Here is a 238-nt window from a genome sequence, read left to right as displayed (position 1 = left end):
CTGCGCAAGCCTCCCGGGGGCGAGTGGGAAACCTTCTTCGCCGGCAGCCCGGCGATCTTCGCTGCCACCGCGCTGCGGCTGGACGAGCCGCGTGGCCTGCTCTGGGGCAATTCGCCGGACTTCCTACCCGCGGGCCGGCGCCGGCCGCATGGGGTGTTCGCCCTGGATCTCGCGAGCGGTGCCGTGCGCCGATATCTGACCCTGCCCGGCGACGGGATGGGTAACGATCTCGCGGTGG

At 72.3% G+C, this 238-nt stretch carries 1 pseudogene; it reads left to right on the top strand.

From position 1 onward, the window contains the following. Positions 1-238 (top strand): annotated as a pseudogene (locus ACLJNW_RS28350) (hypothetical protein); the annotation flags it as partial.

The sequence above is a fragment of the Salmonella sp. SAL4457 genome (assembly GCF_046548235.1).
In the GTDB taxonomy this organism is placed as follows: domain Bacteria; phylum Pseudomonadota; class Gammaproteobacteria; order Enterobacterales; family Enterobacteriaceae; genus Salmonella; species Salmonella enterica.
This window is presented reverse-complemented; position numbering and strand designations above follow the sequence as displayed.